The 17,817-nt window shown below is 75.6% G+C and carries 13 protein-coding genes; 10 read left to right on the plus strand and 3 right to left on the minus strand.

What is annotated here, in order from left to right; translation table 11 throughout:
• The first annotated feature begins 108 nt into the window (after positions 1-108).
• Genes AB4039_RS29340 through AB4039_RS29375 form a run of 8 tightly spaced genes read left to right on the plus strand, consistent with a single transcriptional unit; the run spans position 109 to position 11,150 of the window.
• On the plus strand, positions 109-1,929 hold the full coding sequence (locus tag AB4039_RS29340) for a fatty acyl-AMP ligase (RefSeq protein WP_266845027.1): 1,821 nt from the start codon (positions 109-111) through the stop codon (positions 1,927-1,929).
• A complete protein-coding gene (locus AB4039_RS29345) occupies positions 1,926-3,713 on the plus strand; it encodes an acyl-CoA dehydrogenase (RefSeq protein ID WP_266845029.1) in 1,788 nt (595 codons plus the stop codon). The genes AB4039_RS29340 and AB4039_RS29345 overlap by 4 nt, the downstream gene beginning before the upstream one ends.
• Positions 3,714-3,770: 57 nt before the next feature.
• The gene (locus tag AB4039_RS29350) at positions 3,771-4,058 is read left to right on the plus strand and encodes an acyl carrier protein (protein ID WP_266845031.1); all 288 of its coding nucleotides are present in this window, start codon (positions 3,771-3,773) and stop codon (positions 4,056-4,058) included.
• Positions 4,055-7,021, plus strand: coding sequence for a type I polyketide synthase (locus AB4039_RS29355; RefSeq protein ID WP_442272210.1), 2,967 nt, complete (start codon positions 4,055-4,057; stop codon positions 7,019-7,021). Before AB4039_RS29350 ends, AB4039_RS29355 begins: the two co-directional genes overlap by 4 nt.
• Before the next feature lie 5 nt (positions 7,022-7,026).
• Positions 7,027-8,067 carry a 3-oxoacyl-ACP synthase III family protein gene (locus tag AB4039_RS29360; RefSeq protein WP_266845035.1) on the plus strand — a complete coding sequence of 347 codons (1,041 nt, stop codon included), beginning with the start codon at positions 7,027-7,029 and terminating at the stop codon, positions 8,065-8,067.
• Positions 8,064-10,049 carry an HAD-IIIC family phosphatase gene (locus tag AB4039_RS29365; RefSeq protein ID WP_266845037.1) on the plus strand — a complete coding sequence of 662 codons (1,986 nt, stop codon included), beginning with the start codon at positions 8,064-8,066 and terminating at the stop codon, positions 10,047-10,049. Before AB4039_RS29360 ends, AB4039_RS29365 begins: the two co-directional genes overlap by 4 nt.
• Positions 10,024-10,305, plus strand: a complete 282-nt coding sequence (locus AB4039_RS29370; protein WP_266845039.1) for a phosphopantetheine-binding protein — start codon at positions 10,024-10,026, stop codon at positions 10,303-10,305. The genes AB4039_RS29365 and AB4039_RS29370 overlap by 26 nt, the downstream gene beginning before the upstream one ends.
• Positions 10,302-11,150: a 4'-phosphopantetheinyl transferase superfamily protein gene (locus tag AB4039_RS29375; RefSeq protein ID WP_266845041.1), complete on the plus strand. Its 849-nt coding sequence runs from the start codon at positions 10,302-10,304 to the stop codon at positions 11,148-11,150. Before AB4039_RS29370 ends, AB4039_RS29375 begins: the two co-directional genes overlap by 4 nt.
• A 7-nt stretch (positions 11,151-11,157) precedes the next feature.
• Here AB4039_RS29375 and AB4039_RS29380 read toward each other — a convergent pair whose 3' ends face one another.
• Both AB4039_RS29380 and AB4039_RS29385 read right to left on the minus strand, forming a co-directional pair.
• Entirely contained in the window at positions 11,158-12,150 is a 993-nt protein-coding gene (locus AB4039_RS29380; RefSeq protein ID WP_442272211.1) for an AfsA-related hotdog domain-containing protein, read from the minus strand.
• 106 nt (positions 12,151-12,256) lie between these two features.
• Positions 12,257-13,246, minus strand: coding sequence for a LuxR C-terminal-related transcriptional regulator (locus tag AB4039_RS29385; protein WP_266845045.1), 990 nt, complete (start codon positions 13,244-13,246; stop codon positions 12,257-12,259).
• A 214-nt stretch (positions 13,247-13,460) separates the two neighbouring features.
• Here AB4039_RS29385 and AB4039_RS29390 point away from each other — a divergent pair, with 214 nt between their 5' ends.
• A complete protein-coding gene (locus tag AB4039_RS29390; protein ID WP_266845047.1) occupies positions 13,461-13,667 on the plus strand; it encodes a hypothetical protein in 207 nt (68 codons plus the stop codon).
• A gap of 198 nt (positions 13,668-13,865) precedes the next feature.
• Here the strand turns inward: AB4039_RS29390 and AB4039_RS29395 are convergent, their stop codons facing one another.
• Positions 13,866-16,256, minus strand: coding sequence for a LuxR C-terminal-related transcriptional regulator (locus tag AB4039_RS29395; RefSeq protein ID WP_442272212.1), 2,391 nt, complete (start codon positions 16,254-16,256; stop codon positions 13,866-13,868).
• A gap of 243 nt (positions 16,257-16,499) precedes the next feature.
• On the opposite strand from AB4039_RS29395, the gene AB4039_RS29400 reads away from it, so the two are divergent.
• The coding region (locus AB4039_RS29400) for an MFS transporter (protein WP_442272213.1) at positions 16,500-17,817 on the plus strand (1,318 nt) is incomplete at its 3' end.

A 17,817-nucleotide genomic window follows, 5' to 3' on the forward strand; every position in this document is an offset into this window, starting at 1 on the left:
GGACCCGCAAGCCATGCTTTAGGCGGTGCGCGGAGCATGCCGAGGCGTTGGCGGCAGGGGCGCCGGGCGTTCGGCAGTTGCCCCGGATGCGCCAGAAGGGGGCTGACGTTGACTGGATTCGCTACGTTCACCGAAGTGCTCCGCGGCCGGGCCGCGGAACTCGGCGAGCGCGACGCTCACGTGTTCCTCGGTGACGCCCCGGGCGCCGCCGCCGAGCACCTCACGTACGGGCAGCTGGACCGCGCGGCCCGGGCCATCGCGGTGCGGCTGCGCGAACACGGGGCCCTGGGGCAGCCGGTGCTGCTGCTGTACCCGCCGGGTCCGGGGTTCCTGAAGGCGTTCGCCGCCTGTCTGTACGCCGGTGCCGTCGCCGTTCCGGCCCCGCTGCCCGGCGACCGGGGCGAGCGGCTGCAGCGCGTGTCGGGGATCATCCGCGACACCGGGGCGCGGCTGGTGCTGACCGACTCCGCGCACGCCCCCGACGTGTCGCTGTGGCTCGCCATGGCGGGCCGGGGCGAGACGGTGTGCCTGGCCACCGACGTGGAGGAGGGGCTGGACGCCGACGCCTGGCAGCCGCCGCCCACCGGTCCGGACGACCTGGCGTTCCTCCAGTACACCTCGGGGTCGACGTCCCGGCCGCGCGGGGTGATGGTCAGTCACCGCAACCTCCTCGCCAACATGGAGGCCATGCGGGGGCTCCTGCGCTCCACGGCCGACGACGTGTTCGGCAGCTGGCTGCCGCACTACCACGACATGGGGCTCATCTGCCATCTGCTGCACCCGCTGTGGCTGGGCACCTCGTCGGTACAGATGTCGCCCACCGCGTTCGTCAAGCGGCCGGTGCGCTGGCTGCGTTCGATCGGCGAGTACGGGGTGACCGTCGGCGGCGGCCCCAACTTCTGCTACGACCTGTGCCTGCGCCGGATCACCGACGAGCAGCTCGCGGACCTCGACCTGAGCAGCTGGCGGCTGGCGATCAACGGCGCCGAACCGGTGCGCCACCAGACGCTGGAGGCCTTCGCCGAACGCTTCGCCGCGGCCGGTTTCCGCCGCGGGAGCCTCTACCCGGCGTACGGGCTCGCCGAGGCCACGCTCGTGGTGTCGGGCGGCACGCCCGGCCGCGGGCCGCGCACGCTGACCGTCGACGCGGCCGGCCTCGAATACGACGAGCTGCGCCCGCCGCGCCCGGGACGGCCGGTGCGGACCCTGGTCGGCAGCGGCTCCGTACGCGGCTTCGCGGTGCGGATCGTGGAGCCGGTGATCGGCGAGGAGGTGCCCGAGGGACGGGTCGGGGAGATCTGGGTGCGCGGCGACAGCGTCGCCCAGGGCTACTGGCGCCGTCCCACCGACACCGCCCGTACCTTCCACGCCATGGTGGACGACGGGGAGAGCGGCTTCCTGCGCACCGGCGACCTCGGGGTGATCGACGGGGACGAGCTGTACGTCACCGGCCGCCTCAAGGAAATGATCATCCTCAACGGCCGCAACATCTACCCGCAGGACGTCGAGTGGGCGGTGCGCGAGGGGGAGCCGGCCCTCGGGGCGGGACAGGGGGCCGTGTTCACCGTCGACGCGGACCGCGAGCAGCTCGTCGTCGTCCACGAGGTGCGTCCGGAGAACGCGGACTGGGAGACGCTGCGCGCCCTCGCCCGGCGCATCCAGGTCCTCATCGGCCAGGACTTCGACGTGCCCGCGGCCAACGTGCTCCTGGTGCGGCCCGGCACCCTGCGCCGCACCACCAGCGGCAAGATCCAGCGGACCCTGATCCGCAAGCTGTTCCTGGAGGGCGAGGTCAGCGGCGTCTACGAGGTCCTCGACCCGGCCGTGCGCGCCCTGGTCCGGCCGCGCGACACGCTGCTCGGCAACGACCTGCTGCGGCCGGCCGGCCGCGCCGGCACCCGGTCCGCCATGCAGGAGACGGCGTGGTGAGCGCTCTCGCCGTCGCCGCCGGACCGGCCCCCCGGGCGCCGGTGCGGCGGCCCGCGCCGTCCCCGGAGTCGACGAGCGGCCGGGTCCGGGCCGCCGCGCTGGAGGCCCTGCTCGGCGACCCCGGCGCGCCCGGCAACCCGGCCGGGCACCACGCCCTGCTGGCCTCCGACCAGGCGGCCGCGCTGTCCCCGGAGGCGGAGGGGCTGCTCGACGACTTCGGCATGCACCGCGAGTTCGTCCCCCGCGAGCTCGGTGGCCGCTTCGACTCGCCCGAGGGCCTGCTGCGGGTGATGCGGCCGGTGTTCCGGCGGGACGTGTCCCTCGGCATGGGCTACGGGATGACGACCTTCATGGCCGCCTCCGACGTGTGGATGCGCGGCAGCCGGGAACAGCGGTCGTGGCTGGGCGGTCTGCTGCTGGGCGGGTCGAAGGCGGCCATCGCCCAGCACGAGACCGCGCACACCAACGACTTCGTGCGCAACCAGATCTCCGCGGAGCCCGTGCCCGGCGGCGGGCTGTCGGTCACCGGGGCCAAGCCGGTGGTCAACAACCTGCACCGGGCCGACGCCCTGGTGCTGTTCTGCCGCACCGGCGGGCACTTCCCCGGGGGGACGCAGAGCGCCCTGCTGCTGGACCCGCGCACCCTGCCCGCCGACCGGTACCGCACCGAGCGGCGGCCCGCGGCGGTGGGCCTGCGGTCCTGCTTCTTCTCGGGCGTGCGCTTCGACGACTGCCTGGTGCCCGCCGACGCGCTGCTCGGCGCGCCCGGCAGCGGGGTGGCGACCTCGCTGCAGTCGTTCCAGATGAGCCGCACGCTGATGGCCTCGCTGTCGGTGGCCGCCGTGGACACGAGCCTGCGTACGGCCGTGCTGGTGGACCGCCGGCGGGGGCCGGGCGCGGCCGGCACGGCGCCGGTGGACCCGCAGCACACCGCGAACACCCTGACCGGCGCGTTCGTGAACCTGCTGCTCTACGACTGCCTGGCGGTCGTCGCCACCCGGGCGCTGCACCTGCTGCCGGCCGAGACCAGCGTGTACTCGGCGGCCGTGAAGCTGCTGCTGCCACGGGTGCTGATCGAGACGATGTACGACCTGTCCACCGTCCTGGGGTCCCAGCTGTACACGCGGGACGGCACGGTCGGCGTCCTGCAGAAGCACATCCGGGACGTGCCGGTGATCAGCCTCGGCCACGCGGGGACGGTCGCCTGCCAGGCGACGATCATCCCGCAGCTGAAGCATCTGGCGAGCCGTTCCTGGTTCACCGAGGAGGAGGCCCCCGCCGCGCTGTTCCAGCCCGACGCGCCCCTGCCGGCGTTCCGTTACGACGCGCTCGCGCTGGCCGGCGGTCGCGACAGCCTCAGCGCCTCGCTGCTGGCCGCCGCCGCGGAACTGCCGGGACGCGACCCGGTGGAGCGGGCCCTGCGCACGATGACGGAGCACCTCGTCGAGGAGCTGCGGGACCTGCGCCGGCGGGTGCTGGCGCTGCCGCCGCTGGACGGCGGCACCCCGGTCGGGCCGGCCTGGTTCGCGCTGACCGACCGCTACGTGCTGGTCCTGGCCGCCGCGGCCGTGCTCGGCGTGCGCCGCCACAACCGCGACGGGCTCGACCCGTTCCTGGCCGATCCGGCCTGGGCCGCCGCGGCCCTGCACCGCATCACGCGCAGGCTCGGCACCGAGCCCGTGGAGCTGCCCCCCGAGTGCCTGGCGCGGGTCCACCAGGAGGTCCTGGCCCGCTTCGGGGACCGGCGCAGCTACGACCTGCACAACACCCCGCTTCCCGGCTGACGGGCAACGGCCCCGACCACCGTCCTCCCCCTTCGCCCGCATGCAAGGAGTCCAGGGATGTCCCTGCCCGTGTCGCCGCACAGCGCGGCCCCGCTGCACCACTGGCTGACCGACCGCCTCGCCGTGTACCTCGACCGGCTGCCGGACAGCATCGACCCCACCGTGCCGCTCGCCGAGTACGGCATGGACTCGGTGGGGGCGCTCAGCCTGTGCGGGGACATCGAGGACACGTTCCACATCGCCGTGGACCCGTCGCTGGCCTGGGACCACCCGACCGTCGTCGCGCTGGTCGCCCACCTGACGGCGCGGGGCGTGACGGTGCCGACGGCGGGGGTCTCCCGGTGAGTCCCGCCTCCGTCGCCCTGGTCGGGCTCGACTGCGTCTTCCCCGGGGCGCCGGGCCCCGACGCCTACTGGGACCTGCTGATGCGCGGCGGCGACGCCACCGGCGAGCAGCCCGTCGCGCGCCGGTTCGGGCCGGGGTACGAGACCCCGGTGCGGGGCGGGTTCATCGACGACGCCGAGGTGTTCGACAACGACTTCTTCACCGTCTCGCCGCGCGAGGCGGCCGCGATGGACCCGCAGCAGCGGCTGCTGCTCCAGTGCGCGTGGCGGGCCGTGGAGGACTCGGGGCGCTCGCCGCGGTCCCTGGCGGGCGGCGACACCGGGGTGTTCGTCGGCATGATGGGCAGCGAGTGGGGCCAGCTGCACCTGGGCGACTACGGGCGGGTGACCCCGCAGCTGGGCGCCGGTTCCAGTGCCGGCATGGCCGCCAACCGGATCTCGTACCACCTCGACCTGAAGGGGCCGAGCCTGTCCGTGGACACGGCCTGCTCCTCCTCGCTGGTCGCCGTGCACCTGGCGGTCAACTCGCTGCTGTCCGGGGAGTGCGGCACGGCGCTGGCCGGCGGGGTCAACCTGATCCTGACGCCGGCGCTGGGCCTGGTGTACGCGCAGATGGGGCTGGCCTCGCCGGACGGCCGGTGCCGGCCGTTCAGCGCCGACGCGAACGGCATCGCGCGCAGCGACGGCGTCGGAGTGGTGGTGCTGCGGCGGCTGGAGGACGCGCTCGCCGACGGGCAGCGGGTCTACGCCGTCATCCGGGGCACCGCCGTCAACCAGGACGGGCGCAGCAACGGCGTCACCGCGCCGAACCGGCACTCCCAGCGGGAGGTCGTCGCGGCCGCGTACCGCCGTGCCGGGGTCACCCCCGAGCAGGTGCGGTTCGTGGAGGCGCACGGCACGGGCACCGCGCTCGGCGACGTCATCGAGTGCGGGGCCCTGGGCGAGGTGCACGGCGTACCGCGCGAGGAGCCGTGCGCGATCGGCTCCGTCAAGGGCAACCTCGGGCACACGGAGGGGGCCGCGGGGATCGCCGGGCTGATCAAGGTGGCGCTCGCCCTGCACCACCGGATCGTGCCGGCGAGCCGGTTCGCGGACCGCGAGAACCCCCAACTGCGGCTCGCCGAACGGGGGCTGGCCCTGCTGAAGGCCCCGGTGCGGCTGCCCGCCGGTGAGGTCGTGGCGGGGGTGAGCAGCTTCGGCATGGGCGGGACCAACGCGCACGCGGTGCTCGCCGCCGCGCCCCGTACGGCCCGGACCCGGCGCCGCCGGGCGGCGGCCGCGCCGACCGGGGTGTTCACGGTCTCGGCCGACACCCCGGAGGCGCTGCGCCGCAATCTGGCCGCGCAGGCCGAGGCGGTGGCCGCCCGCCCGCGCGGGGACGCCGCCGCGCTGTGCTGGACCAGCAACCGGGTCAAGACGGGGCTGCCCTACCGGGCGGCGTTCACCGCCTCCGACACCGTCGAGCTGGCCGCGGCGCTGCGCGGGGCCGCCGAGGACGCGCGGCTGGCCGCCGGGATCGCCGACCGGGCCTGGCGCCCGCCGGTCATCGGATTCCTCTTCACCGGCCAGGGCGTCCAGGACCCCGGGATGACGGCCGGCCTGTACCGGCAGTCGCCGCTGTACCGGAGCCGGCTCGACGAGGCCGACGCGGCGCTCGCCCCGTACCTGGGCGGCTCGGTGCGCGACCTGATCCTGGCCGGGGATCCGGCCGTGCACCGCACCCGCTGGGCGCAGCCCGCCCTGTTCGCCGTCGGCCACGCGCTGGCGGCGACGCTGAGCGGGCTCGGCGCGGGGCCGCACGTGGTGCTCGGGCACAGTGTCGGGGAGTTCGCGGCCGCCGTGACGGCGGGGGTGCTCACGCTGGACCAGGCGGCCCGGCTGGTCGCGGAGCGGGCGCGGCTGATGGACGCGCTGCCCGAGGGCGGCGGCATGCTGTCGGTGCGGGCGGGACGCGAGGCGGTCGAGGAGTTCCTCACAACCGGTGTGTCCCTGGCCGCGGTCAACGGCCCGGAGAACACCGTGCTGTCCGGCACGCTGGAGGCGCTGGAGCGGGTCGCCGGGGTGCTGCGCGGGCGCGGCACCCACTGCCGTACGGTCAACGTCTCGCACGCCTTCCACTCGCCGCTGATGGTTCCCGCCCTGGAGCCGCTGGCCTCCGCGGCGGCGGGGATCACGCCCGCCGCGCCGCGCGTGCCGCTCGCCTCCACCCGGTACGGGCGGCTGCTGGCCGACGAGCCGATGGACGGCGCCTACTGGGCCGGTCAGGCCGCCGAGCCGGTGCTGTTCGCGGACGCGCTGGCCGACCTGGTGGTGCGGACCGCCCCGACGGCCCTCGTGGAGATCGGCCCGGCGCCACAGCTGATCCAGCTCGTGGGCCGGTCCGGAATGTCCGACGGGATCCGGCTGCTGCACCCGGCGCCGGGCCGGGACGCGGGCGCCCGCGACCTGGCCGAGACGGTCGCCGCCCTGTACCGCTCGGGCCTGGAGCCGCGGTGGGAGGAGCTGTACGAGCCCGCCTGGCGCACCACCGAGCGGCTGCCCCCGTACGCCTTCTCCGCCGAGCACCGCTTCTGGCACACCGCGACCGCCCGTCCGCGGACCGACGCGGCCCCGCCCGTTCCCGCGGAAGCGGCCGCGTCCGGCCCGGCGACGGCTGCCGCCGCGGACCTCGGCCGACCGGACGGGGGCGAGCGCGACGGGGGCGAGGATCCGGTGCTGGCCGCCGTCGTGCGCGCCGTGGTGGAGGTGGGCGACTACGCGCCCGAACGCGTCGACCGGCGGTCCCGTTTCTACGAGGACCTCGGCTTCGACTCTGTAATGATCATGCAACTCAAGGACCGGATCGAGACCTCGCTGCCGCAGGCCGGCGGCATCGCGGTACAGCAACTGCTGCCCGCGCTGCGCTCGGTGGGCACCCTGGCCGACTTCGTCGGCGAGTGGATCAGTGTGGGGGTACGACCGTGACACCTGTGACCGAGACCACCCTGTACGTCGTGGGCACGGGCACCGCCCTGCCCGGCGACCCGGTGGACAACACCACACTGGGCAAGGTGTTCGGGATCAGCGAGGAGTGGATCGACCTCTTCGTGGGGACCCGTACCCGGCACTTCTGCTGGGACCTGGGCACCGGCACCCTCACCCACAGCCTCGCCGACCTGTGCGCCGAGGCCGCCGGGCGTGCCCTGGCGGGCTCCGGGCTCGCCGCCGCCGACCTCGACTTCCTCGTCCTGGCCACCGCGACGCCCGACACCCTGCTGCCCACGACCGCGACCGTGGTCGCCGACCGGCTGGGGCTCAGCCACCTGCCCGCCTTCCAGCTCCAGGCGGGCTGTTCGGGCGCCGTGCAGGCCCTGGACGTGGCCCGCGCGCTGCTCGCGGGCGGGCACCGTGCGGGCCTCGTCGTCGGCGGGGACGTCACGGACCGGTTCCTCGACCCGCGGCGCGAGGCGGTCAGCCTGCCCACCGAGGAACTCGTCAACTACGTGCTGTTCGGCGACGGGGCGGGAGCGGCCGTGGTGGCCGCGGAGCCCGTCGGCGAGGCCATCGCCGTACGGAGCCTGCTGCACCGCTTCACCGGGCGGGGCCGCGCCCCCGGCCAGATCGTCGACTGGCAGGGCGCGGCCCGCCACACGGCCGGTCGGCAGATGCTGTTCGAGGACTACAAGGCCATCGAGGAGAGCGTTCCCGCCATGGCCTCGGAGATCTTCTGGGAGCTGCTGGCCGCCGCCGGCTGGGCCCGCGAGGACCTCGACTACCTCCTGCCCCCGCAGCTGTCGGGCCGGATGACGGCCCGCATCACCGAGCACATGGACGTGCCGGAGCTGCGCGAGGTGTCCTGCGTGTCCGACACCGGGAACACCGGCAACGCCCTGCCCCTGATCCAGCTCGACCTGCTCGCCGGGCAACTGGGCGAGGGCGAGCGGGCCCTGGCCGTGGTGGTCGAGTCCAGCAAGTGGATCAAGGGCGGGCTGGCCCTGGAGCGGGTCCCGGAGACGGACGGCGCCGGATGACCGCCTCCGCCTCCCCCACCTCCCCCACCGCCCCCGCCGGCCCCGCGGCGCCCCCCGACCCGGTGCGGGAGCTGCGCGCCCTGCACCGCGCGGGCCGGCTCGCCGGGGACTGGCCCCGCGTCGCCCCGCTGCTGGCCGGGCTGACCGACCACGGGGACCGGGAACCCGAGGCCGTCCGCACCGACCTGGTGCGCGCCGGCCGGGTCCTGGCGGCGCTCCCGGCGGCCGAGGTCCTGGCCCGCCACCCGGACACCCCCCTGGTCACGGTGGCCGTCACCGGGCACTCCACCCTGGTCCAGCTCACCGACCCGCTGGTCGCCGAGCTGGCCCGGCACGGGCTGCTCTCCCGCGTCCTGTCCGGGGACCACGGCGCCTACCTGCGCGACCTGCACGACCCCGGCGGCGAACTGCGCCGCCACCGGCCCGACCTGACCCTGTGCGTGCTCGACGCGGGCGCCGTCTTCGACGAGCTCCCGGAGCCGTGGACCGGGCAGGACGTGGAGGCGGGCTGCGCCCGGCTGCTGGAGCGGCTGCGCGCGGTCACCGCCGCCCACGCCGCGGACGCCGCGGGTCCGCTCGTCCTCAACACCCTGCCCCTGCCCCGGACCCGCCTCCAGCAGCTCGTCGGGCAGCGGGAGCGGGCCCTGCTCGGGGCGGTGTGGCGGGAGTTCAACGCGCGGCTGCTGCGGCTGGCCGCCGAGCACCCCACGGTGGCCGTGGTCGACCTGGAGCCGCTGATCGCCGACGGCGGCCCGGCCGCCGACCCGCGCCTGGCCCTGTACACGCACGCCCCGTACACCGAGCAGCTGCTCGCCGCCTACGCCCGGGAGGCCGTGCACGTGCTGCGCGCCCACCGGGGCATGACCCGCAAGTGCCTGGTCCTGGACCTCGACGACACCCTGTGGGCCGGGATCCTCGGCGACGACGGCCCCGAGGGGATCACGGCCGCCGCCGGCACCCTGGCCGGGGAGCCGCACGCGGCCCTGCAGCGCACCGCGCGGCAGCTCGCCTCCCAGGGGGTCCTGCTCGCGGTCAGCAGCAAGAACGACACCGCCCCGGTCCTCGGCGTGCTCCGCGACCACCCGGACATGGTGCTGCGCGAGCGGGACTTCGTACGCGTCCACGCCAACTGGGAACCCAAGGACGGCAACCTGCGGGACATCGCCGCCGCCCTCGGCATCGGCGCCGACGCGCTGGTCTTCGCGGACGACTCCCCCGCCGAGCGCGCCCTGGTGCGGGCCCGGCTCCCCGCCGCCGCCGTGGTGCCGCTGGGCACGGAACCGGCCCTGCACGTCAGCCGGCTGCTGGCCGACGGCTGGTTCGACACACCCCGGCTGACCGGCGACGACCTCGCCCGCACCGCCCGCTACCACGAGGCGGCCGCCCGTACGGAGCTGGAGCGCGGCAGCGGATCGTACGAGGAGTACCTGCGCGGTCTGGGCGTCCGCGTCCGGATCGCGCCGCCCGGACCGCACGAGGGCGACCGCGTCGCCCAGCTGTCGCTGCGCACCAACCAGTTCAACCTCACCGGGGAGCGCCTGGGCGCGGACCGGATCGCCGCGCTGGCCGCCGACCCGGCGGCCCTGGTGCTCGCGGTGCACGTCGGCGACCGGTTCGGCGACAGCGGCCTGGCCGGCGCCGTCCTCGGCCGGTACGCGGACGACGGGCTGCACCTGGACGGCTTCTGGCTCAGCTGCCGGGTGTTCGCGCGCGGGGTCGAGCAGGCCGTCCTCGCGACCCTGCTGGCGCACGCGGCGGACCGCGCCCTTCCGGCCGTGCACGCCCGCCACCGGCCGACCGCCAAGAACGCCAGGGCGGCCGGCTTCTACCCCTCGCTGGGCTTCGCCGAGACCGCCGGGGACCCCGACGGCTCGCTGCGCTTCCGCCACGACCTGGCGGAGCTCCCCCCTGTACCCGACCACCTGACGACCGACCCGTGCCTCGGAGGGGACGACGATGAGCCTGCAGGAACCACCCGCTGATCTCCCTGGCTTCCTCGGCCTGATCAGTGACGAACTCGGCCTGGAGCTGACCGAGGAGGAGGCCCACGCCGACCTGGACGCCCTGCCGTCCTGGGACTCGGTGCACCTGCTGCGGCTGGTCATGCTGATCGAGCAGGAGACGGGGCGCCGCGTGCCGGTCTCCGCCGTGCTGCGCGCCCGCAGCATCGCGCGGATACACACCGAGGTCCTGGCCGCCGCCGGCGCCCGGCCCGTGACCCGGGACGGTGCCCGGTGAACGCTCCGGCGTCCGTGTCCCCGGGCGAGCCGATCGCGGTGCGCGCCGACGGCACGGACTGGGAGGCGGTCCGCGCGGACCTGCGCACCCACGGGACGGCCCTGGTGCACGGCACCCTCGCGGACTGGCGCCCCCGGGACGCCGACGGGCCCGCGCTGCGCGCCGTGCTGGGCCGCGACTGGGCCCGCTACAGCAGCATCGCGCACGAGGACATCCGGGAGCGGTACGCGGCCTCGCGCAGGCTGCTCAAGCACGCTGCCGCGGCGGCCCTGCACGCGGACGCGGCGGACCTCGAACTCACCTACGGGCCCACCGGGCGCCCGTACCTGCGCGGCTGCGACCAGATCGACATCAGCCTCAGCCACACCGGCGACCTGCTGCTGGTGGGCCTGACCACGCGCGGGCTCGTCGGCGTCGACGCGGAGCTCGCGGACCGCCAAATCTACAGCAAGGGCCTGGACAGGCACATCTGCACCCCGGCGGAGCGGCTGAACCTGACCGAGCTGGAGCCGGCGCAGCGCAATCCGCGGCTGGTGCGGCTGTGGACCCTGAAGGAGGCCTACAGCAAGGCCATCGGGCAGGGCATGCAGTTCCGGTTCACCGAGTTCGGCTTCGGGCCGGACGGCCGCCCGGTCCGCGTGCACCGGCCGGACGGCACCCCCGGCGCGGGCGCCGAGTGGGCCTTCCGCACGTACTGCCTGGACGTCGGCGGCGTCGCGTTCTGCGTCAGCGCGGCCGTCTACGACGCGGGGCTGGGCCGCACCCTGGACACCGAGATCACCACGATGCTCGACTCCGAGGCCGCCGAGGCCCTCGGGCGGGCCCTGGACGCCGCCGCGCACTGAGCGCCCGTCAGTGGTCCTCCACGACCACGGTGGTGGCCTCCAGGACGGTCCGGCCCGCCTGGGTGAGCGTCAGGGTCAGCGGGGCCGTGCGCCGGCCCGCCGCGTCCCGGCCCGGCCGGCCGGACACCGCGGCGCAGCGCAGCGGCAGGTCGGCCTCGGCGTACCCGCGGACGTGGACCTGGAGCGAGGCGAGCATGCTGCGTCCCGGTGCGAGGCCGTAGCCGCGCCCGACGGCGAGCAGGGAGGTCTGGCGCAGGGATTCCAGCAGGGCCGGCGCGGGGACGTGCCCGTCGCGCGCGGTGCCGTCGCCGAGCCAGTGCGGGGGCAGGGCCACGCCGACGGACAGCCGGCCGTTGTGGGGTCCGGCGGGGCCGCGCAGCAGGACGTTGTCCGGATCGCGGCGCCCCACCTCCCCGGCGTCCACGGGGTCTCCCGGGGGCGTCTGCCGGTCGGTTGCGGACGCCGCACCGAGCGCGGCCAGCCGACTGTGCTCGCGGTGGTTGCGGTGCACCATCGGGGCGAGGAAGACCAGGTTCGCCGTGCCGGTGGCGCACGGCACGTCGTCGATCTCCAGGGCCGTGCGGAACTCCAGCGCGCGCGGCACCCCGTCGATGACCTTGTCGGGGCGCACGCCCATGGTGGTGGTCAGCCTTCCGGGGGCGGCCCCGGGCCGGGTGCGCCACAGACCGATGTCGCCCACCTCGACGCCCACCCGGTAGAAGATGCCGGTCCGCTCCGCGGGCACGCCGAAGTGGGTGCGGCCGATGAACTCGCCGACCTCGCGGACCATGTCGGCCGCCGCGACCACGTCGTGGAAATGCCCGGGGCCCTCGTCGAACAGCGGGTGGCCGGAGGTCAGTTCGCCCATCAGGACGAACTCCTCCGCCACGGGCGGCACGGCGGCGCGGCCGTGCCGCTCCCAGGGCTGCGGACGGTGTACCAGGTGCCGTGCGGCGGTCCCGGCGGTCGTCGGTCCCGCGGCGATGACGGCGGTGTCCATGGCTGGCCCCTCCCTCCGGCCCCACCGGGTGCTGAGGCCGCACGCACCAGGCTGCCGGGGGTCCGGCGGAGGGAGCCAGGCGTGGAACCTGGCAGGTTGCTGTCCGTCAGCTAGTGCCCACCCCGGCGGCCTCCCCCGCACCCGCGCCCGAGGGGGAGAAGTCGGCGTCGAGGAGCCCGTAGAGCGCGACGTTCACACCCGTCTGGAACCTGCTGGTGGACTCCATCTCCTCCATGATCCGGGCGATGTGGCGGCGGCAGGTGCGCACCGACATGCCGAGCCGGCGGGCCACCATCTCGTCCTTGTGGCCCTGCGCCATGAGCCGGATGATCGACCGCTTGAGGTCGTCGGCGATGTCGGCCGCCTCCTCCTCCCCGGGGCTGAACGGCGCGGCTCCCGCCCACATGTGGTCGTAGACCTTGCACAGGAAGGCGACGAGCGTCGGCTCGCGGACCACGATGGCGCCCGGGGAGCGGCCCTCCACGTGCTGCTCGGGCAGGAAGGCGACCTCGCGGTCGTAGATGAGCATCCGGTCGACCAGTTCGTCCGTGGTGCGCACGTCGGCGCCCTCGGCCGTGATCGCGCGCACGTAGTCGGTCGTCGCCAGGTCGCTGCGGACGGTGTGCTGGTACAGGTGCCTGACGTGCACGCCGCGGTGCAGCCGGTCGAGGGTCAGGGGCAGGGCCTTCTCCATGGCGCCGGGCCGGCGGGAGCCCCCCGGCTGGGAGGTCAGCAGTTCGCTGCGGCAGCGCGTACCCCATTCGTCCAGCATCGACTGGAGGACCCCCACGTCACTGATGACGTCGAAGGCCTCCGCCTGATTGCGCCTGCGGCGGGTCTCGAAGTAGGCGGGCAGCAGTCCCAGCATCTGCGTCTTGACGCTGGTCACCGCTTGCTGCATCTCGCGGATCTCGGCCTCCGCCGGGCCCACCAGGTCGGCCGCCGCCGCGTCCGGGCTCACCGGGACCAGCGCGTCCGGACGGCCGGGCATCGGTCGGAGCAGGCGGAGCGTGGTGAGGACCTCCTCCACCCGCCCGGTCTCCTGCTCCGTCATGCGCAGAGCGGACGCGATCTCCTCGCGGACGAAACGGCCCAACAGGACGGCGTGTTGATAGGCCGACGCACTCGCGTCGTCCAACTCGCCGAACTCGGACCCGTGTAGGGAACTCCCCGACATCCCGTTTGCCACCCCCATGTGCTGACAGGACTTGCTGCCAGGCAACTTTACGCATGCCCATTTGTCTTGGAGTCGCCGTGTCCGCTGGTCAGGATGTTCCTGCAAACGAAAGTTGTCGACACGGGGGTTAGACATGAACAGCGTTTCCATCCGAAAGGCCACCACCGCCATCGTTCTCGCGTTCGGTCTCTGGGGGATGGCAGCGACGACCGCGGCCCAGGCCTCCGAAGCCGGAACCAAGGTCACGGTGACCGCGCCGAAGTCCCTCGCCGAGCTGCGCGTGAGCCAGGCGGTCGTCAACTGCCCGCTGGACGACCGCTGGGAGCTCACCGCCTGCTGAGGGCCGTCCTTTAGCAGGCCACAAGCGCGCGGGGGCATGATCCGGGGCACGGGCTCCCGGATCCCCCGCCGGTAGAGCCGGACGCTCGCCCCGTTGGTTTTCGGAAAGGTTTTTCCGAAAACCAACGGGGCTTCGGCGTGAATGGGCGGGAAGAACATGCGGAAACATACTGGCCGTGGCACTTGCGTCCGGCGGTAGTCAGCGGATATTGGCGCTCAGCCCGACTACGTGCGCGACCTGGGTGCGGGAATTCATCCCGAGCTTCTTGAAGATCCGGCTCATATAGGTCTCCACCGTCTTCACACTGATGTCCAGTCGGGCCGCGATCTGTTGGTTCGTACGGCCTTCTCCCACCAGCCCGGTGACGATGCGCTCCCGCTCGCTGAGCAGGGACAGCCGGCTCGTGTCGGGGGATCCGATCGCGTGCGCCCCGGTGCGGCGCTCCGCCTCCCGCGCTGCGGCGGCGAGAGCGGGCACGGCGGTCTGTTCCGCGAGCGCGGCCGCCAGCCGGATGCGTGCCCGTGCCCCCACGGTGTCGCCGACGGCCAGCGCGGCCTCCGCCAGGCCCAGGGCCAGCAGCCCCGCCAGATGTGCCTGCCCGTGCTCCAGCGCCGCCGCCAGGCCCCCCTCCACGTGCCGGCCGGCCCGCTCGGGCTCGCCCAGCCCGGTCTCTGCCGCCCCCAGCCAGCGCAGCGCCTCCAGGTGCGCGGCCCGTTCCGGCTCCCCGGTCCGCGCCAGCAGCGCGTGCGCCCGGTCCGCCGCCGCCCTGGCCGACTCGCCGTCACCGGCCGCCGCACAGGCGGCGGCGAGCAGCGCGTACGCGTGCGCCCGCGCCCCGGGATCGTCCGCCGGGGCCGTCCGCAGGGCCTGCTCGGCCGCGGCGCGGGCTTCCTCCGGGCCCGCTCCCGCCCCCGGCTCCAGGGCCAGCGCCGCCCGCTCCGCGTCGGCGGCGGGCCCGCCCGGGGGCAGGGCGCCGTCCCCGTCGAGCACGGACCGGGCCTGCGCGTGGCGGCCGCTCCAGCGCAGGGCGCGGGCCTGCCACACCGCCGTGTCGGTCCGGCCGCCGGGCAGCCGGTCCTCGTGCGAGCGGGGCCCGGTCTCCTCGTAGCCGCGTACCGCCTCCTCCAGGCGGCCCGACAGCACCAGCGCCTTGTTGAGCAGGAGGCGGACCTCCACCGGCACCGGCCCGACGGCCATCACCCGGCGCAGTGCGGCGGTGGAGCGGGCGGGCCGGGTGTACAGGCCCCCGCGGGCGCTCAGGGCCAGGGCCCGGATGTCCTCCAGCCCGATCCCGGCGGCGTGTTCGAGGTGGGCGGCCAGCGTCCGGTGGGCGCCAGCGGCCCCGGCGTCGCCGTCCTGCGGGCCGTCCTGCCGACCGCCCCCCGGGCCTTCCCGTGGGTCTTCCCGCAGGCCTTCCCCCGGGCCTTCCACCGGGCCGTCCTGCGGCCCGGTCCCCGTACCGGCCCGGCCGGTCCCCGTACCGGCCTCGGCCCTCAGTGCCTCCAGGGCGCGACCCAGCGCCGCGCTGCGCCAGCCGGCCCCCGAGGCGTGGTGGACCAGCGCCCGTACGGCCGGGCGGACGAAGCAGAACCGCGTACCGGCCATGCCCTCGGGCCGGACCAGCCCCTCGCCGTGCAGTTCGTCGAGTCCGGTCAGCGCTTGCTCCACCGGCACGCCCGCGGTGTGCGCGAGCGCGGCGGCGGTGAACGGGTCGCCGAGCAGGGCGGCGGCGCACGCGCAGCGCCAGCCGAGGGACGACAGCGTGTGCAGGTCGATCGCGTCGGGGGCGAGCACCGGCGGTATGCCCGTGGCCAGTTCGGCCGTCGCGTGGAAGGACGGGCCGGGCGCTGCCCCCCGGGCCAGGGCGTGCACCAGCCCCGGCACCCCCGCCGCGTCGCGCAGCACCAGCTCGGCGGCGAGCGGCGGCGTCCCGGCCGGGAGCAGGGCGCGGGCGTCGGCCGCGGGCAGCGGGCCCAGGGCGAGGTGGCGGACCCCGGGCGCGTCGTACGGCACGGCCGACAGGTGGCGGCCACCCGGCACGGAGCGGTGCGCGAAGACGGTGAGCACGGCGCCCTGCGGGGGATGCCGGACGAGGTGGTCGAGCAGGTCGAGGACCTCGGGGCCGGCCCGGTGCACGTCGTCCAGGACGAACAGCGTCCCGCGCTCCCCCAGCAGCCCCAGCAGGACGCGCAGGGCACGGACCGCCGCACCGGGGTCGGGCCGTTCCGCCGCTCCCGGCAGGGTGGCGAGGGCGGGGAGGACGGGCGCGAGCGCGCGCGTGCGCGCCTCGCCGAGCTGTTCGAACAACGTGCCGTCGGCGCGGGCCAGATGGTCGTCCAGGGCGTCGACCACCACCTCGAAGGGCCGGGTCCGGCCGGCCCTGGGCACCCGTCCGGACGCCACCGTCCATCCCTCCTCGTGCGCGGTGGCGGCCAGTTGCCGCAGCAGCCGGCTCTTGCCGCTCCACGGCTCGCCGGTCAGCCGGACGAACCGGGGTCCGTCAGCGGCCAGCCTCAGCTCGCGGCAGAGGACCGCGAGGTCCCGCGTCCGGGCCGCCGTCAGCGGCTGCTGCTGGTGTAGCACGGGCATCCCCCTCGTGTGCGCGTTCCCCCCTCCGCCAGCCTCGCCGACCGGCTTCCCCGCGCACACCCCCGCCAGACCGTCACTACCTGCATGTCAGCTACTGCGGAGGGCTACCGGCTACCCGGGCGCGGGTGTCGGGGTGTTCCCTGACGGGCCGTCCGGGGCGGCCGCCCGGGAACCGCCGCGACCTGCGGAAAAGGGGAGAAGCACCGACTGGTGGGGCGGACCCGGCACGGCGACGATCGGGGCATGTCCGCCCGTACACGTCTCGGTTACGCCTCCGGCTCCCTGGTGACCGGAGCCTTCAACACGCTGCCCGGTCTGCTCCTGCTGCCCTACCTCACCGACACCCTCGGCGTCGGCGCCGCCGTGGCGGGGGCCGTCGTCCTCGTGCCCAAGGTCTGGGACGTGCTGCTCACCCCGTTCGCGGGGCGGATCAGCGACCGGACGCACGGCCGGTGGGGCCCTCGACGGGGCCACGTCCTGGGCGGGGGCCTCGGTGTGGCCGCCGCCTTCGCCCTGATGTTCGCGGGGGCCGCGCGGGGGCCGGCGGGGGCGCTGTGGGCCGCCGCGGGCTTCCTGCTCACCGCGACCGCGTTCGCGTTCTTCCAGGTGGCGTACGCCGCCCTGCCCGCCGAGATCGCCACGAGCCCGCGGGACCGGATGCGGCTGGTGGGGGGCCGGGTGGCCGGCATCGCCGTCGCCGCCCTGGTCGCCGGATCGGCCGCGCCCGCCGTGGTCGAGGCGGGCGGCGGGGGGCTGGCCGGGCACCGCTGGGCCGGACTGTTCGGCGCCCTCGTGGTCGTCGTCGGGACGCTCGGCGTGTTCTTCGGGACCGCCCGGGCCACCGCGTCCGGCGTGCCGCGGGAGGTGCCGCGCGACGCGCCGCGGGACGCGGCAGAGCCGCGCACCGCCGGACCCCGGGCGTGGTTCGCCGTGGTGCGCGGCAATGCGGACTTCGCCGCGCTGCTGCGCGGGGCGACCGTCCTCGTCGTCGGCACCGGGGTGCTGCTCGCGGGCTGCCCCTACTACGCCGAACACGTCCTGGAGCGGCCCGGGATGACCGGGGTGCTGGTCGCCGCGTTCGTCCTGCCGAGCCTGTTCACCACGGGCCTGTGGACCCGCGTGGGCGCCCGGTACGGCCGGCGGCGGGTGCTCGCCCTCTCCTGCGCCCTGTCCGCCGGGGGCGCTCTGCTGCTGCCGGCCGCGCCCGTGCTGCCGCTGTTCTGGGCCCCGGCGGCGCTCCTGGTCGTCGGCACCGGGCACGCGGGGCAGCTGCTGTTCCTGTACGCGATGCTCGCCGAGTGCGCGGCCGGGGACGCCGTCCGCACCGGGCGCAGCCGGGCCGGTGCGATGTCGGGGCTGTTCAGCGCCGGTGAGGGGCTGGGCATGGCCGTCGGGCCGTTCCTGATGGGGCTGGTGCTGCAGTCGTCCGGCTACGTCTCCTCCGACACCGGGCACGCCACCGGCCAGAGCTCCGGCGCCGCGTGGGGCGTCCTGGCGGGGATGGGGCTGCTGCCGGCGCTGGCGACGGCGGCCGGAGCGGTGCTGCTGCGCGGCTTCCGGC

It is taken from the genome of Streptomyces sp. M-16, assembly GCF_052114405.1.
Taxonomy (GTDB): domain Bacteria; phylum Actinomycetota; class Actinomycetes; order Streptomycetales; family Streptomycetaceae; genus Streptomyces.